The sequence below is a fragment of the Clostridium sp. D46t1_190503_E9 genome (assembly GCF_015555225.1).
Taxonomy (GTDB): domain Bacteria; phylum Bacillota; class Clostridia; order Clostridiales; family Clostridiaceae; genus Clostridium.
In genome coordinates, this window is record NZ_JADNKB010000002.1 from 377,035 (window position 1) to 383,350 (window position 6,316).

Here is a 6,316-nt window from a genome sequence, read left to right on the forward strand (position 1 = left end):
ATATAATCTTCATTTCAATTCATGTATTTTATTAAATTAATTTCACTTTATAATTCCCAATATTTTATACATATTATATCACAAAACATATTGATAATAGGAATTTTTTAACCTTATTTTTCTAAATATTTCATATTTTTAAAATTTTTATGGTAAAATATGAATGTAAGATAAATTTAATTTAATAAAAGGGGGAAATAATAATGAACATTTTTCTTGAAAAACTATTAAATGCTCTTCCAATAATAATTATTGTAGTTATAGTTTTAATAGTCTTTCTATCTTTTTGGAGAAGAGTTCCTGCTGATAAAGCAATGGTAATTACAGGTCTTCGAAAAAGAGTTTTACTTGGAAGAGGGGGATTAATGATTCCCGTACTAGAAACATCTTCTACTATTTCATTAGAAAACATATCAATGACAACAGATGTAAATGAAGCACCTGCAAAACAAGGTATATTTGTTAATATAGTTGGTACCGCAGTTGTAAAGGTTAAAAACGATAGCGAAAACGTATTAAAAGCAGTAGAACAATTTTGTAGTGGTGGAGAAAAAAACACAGTAAATGTAATAAAAACTATAGTTGAACAAATATTAGAAGGTAAATTAAGAGGTATTATTTCTACATTAACTGTTGAACAAATAAATGAAGATAGAGCTTCATTTGAACAACGAATTGAAGATGATATAAGAAATGAATTAGGTTCAATGGGTTTAGTTCTAATATCTTATACAATTTTAAAAATAAGTACTCAAGGTGGCTACTTAGAAAATAGAGCTAAGCCTCAAATAGCAGCAGCTAAATCAGAAGCTGATATAGCTGAAGCTGAAAGAAAAAGAGATACAGAAATTAAAACTGCTAGTGCAACAAGAGAAGGACAAAAAGCGAAGTTAGAAGCTGAAACTGAAATTGCACAAAGTGAAAGAGATAAAAAAATTAAACTTGAAGCATTTAGAGCTGAACAAGATAAAGCAAAAGCAAATGCTGACGTAGCTTATAAATTACAAGAAGTTGAAAACAACTCAATTCTAGCCGAACAACAAGCTGAGCTTGCTGAAAAAGAAGCTCTAGTTGTTGAAAAGAAATTAATAGCCGAAGTAAAGAAACCTGCTGATGCTAAAAAGTATGAAGTTGAAGTTGCTGCAGAAGCGAATAAGATTCAAGCTATTAGACAAGCCGAAGCTGAAGCTGAGGCAATAAGAGTAAGAGCAATAGCCGAAGCTGATGCCAAGAAGATTCAGGCTCAAGCTGATGCAGAAGCTATAAGAGCTAAAGGATTGGCTGAAGCTGATGCCATTAAAGCTAAAGGTATTGCTGAAGCTGAAGCAAAAGATAGATTGGCAGAGGCTATGGCTAAATATGGAGAAGCTGCAATAGTTGAAATGGTAGTAAATAGATTACCAGACGTAATGAAAGAAGTTGCAAGTCCATTAGAGCAAATAGATAAATTAACTGTTATAGATAATGGTGGATCTCAAGGTGCATCAAAAGTTGCTAAAATTGTAACTGATGTTACTGCTAATGGCTTTGAGGTTTTAAAAGATATAACAGGAGTAGATTTAGCAAACCTGCTAAATAATTTTGTTAATAAAAAACCTAATACAACATCTAATTCTGAAAATATTGATCCAAAAGATACCGAAGAAAATATATCTGACATAGTAGAATAAATTTAAAATAAAATTACTACAAGAATTAAAAACTTGTAGTAATTTTTCTTTTTATTTATTTCTTTTATTATTATGAAGTAACTAATACTACTAATTTATCATAATAACCTTTTCTTCCTTAGAAGTCCTATAAATTCCAATAGTAAAGAAAGTCAATGCAAATAATAATATTATTGCTAGATATTTATAAATATCTGCTATAGTAGCTCCTTGTTGTATAGATACTATTGATTCCATAGCCCATCTAACTGGAGTAAAGTATGATATTTTTTCTATTATAGGTGGCATTATATCAATTGGAACAAAAGCTCCTCCAATCATCACCATTATCATATTAGCAAAATTAAATATATTCGATGCTTCTGTTCTATTTTTAGAGAAAGCCCTGCAACATACCCCTAAACTAATTGAAACTAATCCTAATAAAGCTAATATTATAAATAATTCGAAATTACCAACTCCAACTTCTATATTTAAAAATCTTATTCCCAAAACCCCAAATATTACTTGAATTAATATTGATATATATCCACTTATAACATCTGCTACATAATACTCATAGGTTTTTATAGGCGCCATAAATATTCTTGTGTATATATTTTCCTCTTTTTCATCAAATACTCTATAAGAAGATGCCATCCCTCTTATAAGCATAAACATTATAATAAATCCAACAAATATTTGACTAAAAGTATAATCCCCTTGTAAATCATTTAAACTTTCTTTTTGTATTTCTATATATGGTCTATCACTATAATTATTTAAAGATTTATAATATATATCTTTATTCCCTTCTGAAGCTATTAAAATATTATTTATATTAGCCATCTTCTCATTTATTAATTCTTTTATTACTTTACTAATATCATTATTTTCTATTGAAGTAACTTTAATTAAATTTGTATTTCCCTTTATTAAATCATCTTCGAAACCACTATCTATCTCTATTACAGTATTAATAGCATTTTCTGCAAATAAATTTTTTATATCTTCTTTTTTTATTTCTTTTACATCAAAACCATCATAGCTTTTAATTGAACTTAATATTAAATCACTAGTTATAGATTTATCATTATCTATTATTCCAATTTTTATATATCCAGAATTAAAGTTAATTATTTTTAGCATAATGAAAAGTATTATCACAGGTGCTATTAGTGATATGATAAATCCTACTGGCTTTTTTAATATTGATATCTTTAAATTATTTTTAATTAATACTAATATATTTTTCATTTATCCTATCACTCCTCTTCCCAACTATACAAATTATTGAAATTATAATTATCAAACTAACTGCTCCAATCAATAACCATCTAATTAAAGTAGTACTGTCTCCAGAGTAGATATATCTAAATATACTTATATTAAACCATCTTAATGGTGAAATACTTGTTACAATATTTAAAAGCCCTCCTAAATTATCATCAAGTGCAATGTATCCTCCACCTAAAAATGTTAATACTGGTATTATTACATTTTGTATTATTGTACCTGAAACTTCTTCCTCTTTAAAAATCATAGGAACTATAATCCCAATTCCTATTACTATAATTAAAAATGGTATCATTGCTAGTGGTACAATTAATAGATTTCTACCATAATTTATATCAAAAATAATATTACTTAATATATAGGTTATCATCAATGTTCCAAAAGAATAAATCAAGAACCCTAGAAATGAAGCGAAATAATATTTGCTTGTTGATATTCCTGATAAATTTATTCTATCTTTTATACTATTTTTTCTATCATTTTTAATATTATATAGTGGTAATGTTACAAAATAAAATATCATAAGCCCTATTTCTGCAACTCCATAATAATCCATTGAATCTGGCCTTTCATTATAAGCAATATTTTCTTCTTCTACAATATTATTAACATATTCACTCTTTACAATTTCATTTGCTTTACCTGGATTTATACTATAAACCTCTGTTATTGTATTGTACCTGTCAGCAATACTATTTAGTAAACCATAAACAAAAGATGGATTTACCATTGATTGACTATTTGAATAAAATTCTATAGTATCTTGTTTTAGATGCAACAATATAGCTCTATTAACTTTTACTTCTTTTTTACCAACCTCAATATCATCAATTTCTTTTAAAGTTAGCTTTATATTATTTTTATCTTCAAATTCTATATTTTTAAAAGTATTGAAAACTTCTTTTATCTTCTCTGAACTATCATCTAAATAATATACAGCTACATCTTCTAAAACTACTTGATTATCTGTGCTGTTAAAATATGAGGATACCGTACTTCCAATTAACAATATTAAAAATAAAGGGAAAAATATCATAAATAAATGATTCTTTTTATCTCTTACGCAATTAATAATTACTGCTTTAATTATAGAAATCATACTTCTCCCTCCTAATCTCTCAGTTTTTTTCCTGTTAAAGATAAAAATACAGTTTCTAAAGTTATTTCCTTAAAGCCTAAATCAGTTATTTTTACATTTTGTTCTGATACTACTTTTATAATTTTATCAAGGTTATTTACATCTTTAGATGAAGTAATAATAAGATTATTTTCATCAATATTTATATCTAAGACTCCCTCAATATTTCGTAAAGCTTCTATATTCATTTTATAAATATCATCAAGTCCTATATTTAAAGTCCTTTTGTCACTCACCATATCTTTTAATTCTTCTTTACTACCTTCTACTATTATTTTTCCTTTATCAATAATAGCAATTTTAGAACATAGCGCTTCTGCTTCCTCCATATAGTGAGTTGTATAAACTATGGTTACTCCTTGTTTGTTTAACTCCTTAACTGATTGCATTATGTGGTTCCTAGATTGTGGATCTATACCAACTGTAGGCTCGTCCATAATTAATATTTTAGGGTTATGAATTATTGCACATGCAATATTTAATCGCCTTAACATTCCTCCTGAAAATTCTTTAGCTTTTTTATTTTTCACTTCCAAAAGCCCTGTAAATTCTAAAGATTTTTCTATACTTTCTTTAAGCTTATTTCCTCTTAATCCATATAATTCTCCAAAAAACTTGACATTTTCATAAGCAGTAAAATCACTATAAACTGCAATACTTTGTGGAACTAATCCTAAAAACTTTTTTATTTTTAAAGAATTTCTCTTAATATCTTCTCCTAAAATTTTGACTTCACCAGATGAAGGTCGTAAAAGAGAACAAACTATACTTATTGTAGTGCTTTTACCAGCTCCATTTGGACCTAAAATCCCATATATTTCTCCTTCTTCTATACTTAAATTAATATTATCAACTGCTATATTATCATCGTATTTTTTGACTAAATCCTTTATTTCTATAACTCCCATATAACCATCTCCTTTATATTCCTTAATAATATTATATAAAAAACCCCTCCTAGGAAATCTAGCAAAGGTCATCTTATATATATGACAAAAGTCATATATATATTTATATTTATTAATTTATTATAATTAAATCATGTATCTCAATAAATAACTTACATAATTAAATCTATTAGTATATTAAAGAATTACTATACTAATTTGAATAAAACGATAAATTTATAAGTATAGTATATTTAATTTTTTATGCCCTATTAAGAAAAACATCTTATATAATAAATAGCAATTTGAGTTCTATGGGCCAATCCACTCTTCTGAAATATAGATGTTATATGATTCTTAACAGTTCCTTCTGATATATATAATAACCTTGAAATTTCTTTGTTATTTAATCCTTCTGATATTGCTTTAATAACCTCTAGCTCTCTTTCTGTAAAAATACTTTTATCCATATTACTTTTTTGAAATTCTTTTTTATTTAGGTTATTACTAAGCTTTATTAAAATCTCATCTTGAATAACATAATTTCCATCATTAACCATTTCCGTAGTTTGAATTATTCTATCAGGTTTTGTATTTTTTAATAAATATCCTTTTGCACCATTTTTTATACCGTCTCTTATATATCTTTCCTTAATTAACGCATCATCATCTGCAATAACTAATTTTATACTCATTCTAACCTCTCTCCAAATTAATAAGGAATTAAAATTATAACTCCAAAGCCTTCTTCACTATTAAAAATTATTTTTCCTTCAACATTATTTATCTTATCCTCAATATTAGTAAGCCCTATTCCTTTATTTATAAATTTACATCCGTTACCATTATCCTTTACTTCTAATTTTATAATTTTTTCATTACTTCTAATATAATTAAAATATTCCATAAAAATTTATATATATAATATAAAAGCCCTCTTATAAAGCCAATTATTATATTAAGTAAAATATAAAAAACAACTGTTAAACTTAATTTATCTGATTCTATACTTGTCCATACAACCAATACACATAAAACTAATTTTAGTATTATAAAGAAATCGATAGTTTTTATTCTTACTCACCCCCAATTGGTATTTATTTAATTAAAATCTATTTTCTTCATATAAAATTACTTATTTCCATGAATTCTTATATTTTTTATACAATCTAATGACCTGTATCAAAAAAATTTTGTTATTAACCGATAAAAAAGAAAATTTTAATTCAAACTTCCCATTTTGCATATATATAAATAATAGTTAAAAATTTCTATTTAAGTTTAAAAACGTCTTTAAGTAAGTAAATCCAATGGTTTAAAAGGGGCTCGCGTTTCGCGAGCCCCTT

At 25.9% G+C, this 6,316-nt stretch carries 6 protein-coding genes; 1 reads left to right on the forward strand and 5 read right to left on the reverse strand.

Features of this window, described 5'->3' with window-relative positions; all coding sequences use genetic code 11:
* Positions 1–203 precede the first annotated feature (203 nt).
* Positions 204–1,670 carry an SPFH domain-containing protein gene (locus I2E83_RS03715; RefSeq protein ID WP_195428584.1) on the forward strand — a complete coding sequence of 489 codons (1,467 nt, stop codon included), beginning with the start codon at positions 204–206 and terminating at the stop codon, positions 1,668–1,670.
* A gap of 90 nt (positions 1,671–1,760) precedes the next feature.
* Here I2E83_RS03715 and I2E83_RS03720 read toward each other — a convergent pair whose 3' ends face one another.
* The 5 genes from I2E83_RS03720 to I2E83_RS03740 all read right to left on the reverse strand — a co-directional run bounded on the left by I2E83_RS03720 (position 1,761) and on the right by I2E83_RS03740 (position 5,877).
* The gene (locus I2E83_RS03720; RefSeq protein WP_195264238.1) at positions 1,761–2,906 is read right to left on the reverse strand and encodes an ABC transporter permease; all 1,146 of its coding nucleotides are present in this window, start codon (positions 2,904–2,906) and stop codon (positions 1,761–1,763) included.
* Positions 2,881–4,044, reverse strand: coding sequence for an ABC transporter permease (locus I2E83_RS03725; RefSeq protein WP_195428586.1), 1,164 nt, complete (start codon positions 4,042–4,044; stop codon positions 2,881–2,883). Before I2E83_RS03725 ends, I2E83_RS03720 begins: the two co-directional genes overlap by 26 nt.
* A gap of 11 nt (positions 4,045–4,055) precedes the next feature.
* Positions 4,056–4,991, reverse strand: a complete 936-nt coding sequence (locus tag I2E83_RS03730) for an ATP-binding cassette domain-containing protein (protein WP_195264240.1) — start codon at positions 4,989–4,991, stop codon at positions 4,056–4,058.
* Positions 4,992–5,242: 251 nt separating this feature from the next.
* A complete protein-coding gene (locus I2E83_RS03735) occupies positions 5,243–5,665 on the reverse strand; it encodes a response regulator transcription factor (protein ID WP_195428589.1) in 423 nt (140 codons plus the stop codon).
* A gap of 17 nt (positions 5,666–5,682) precedes the next feature.
* On the reverse strand, positions 5,683–5,877 hold the full coding sequence (locus I2E83_RS03740; RefSeq protein ID WP_195428591.1) for a hypothetical protein: 195 nt from the start codon (positions 5,875–5,877) through the stop codon (positions 5,683–5,685).
* Positions 5,878–6,316: the final 439 nt, after the last annotated feature.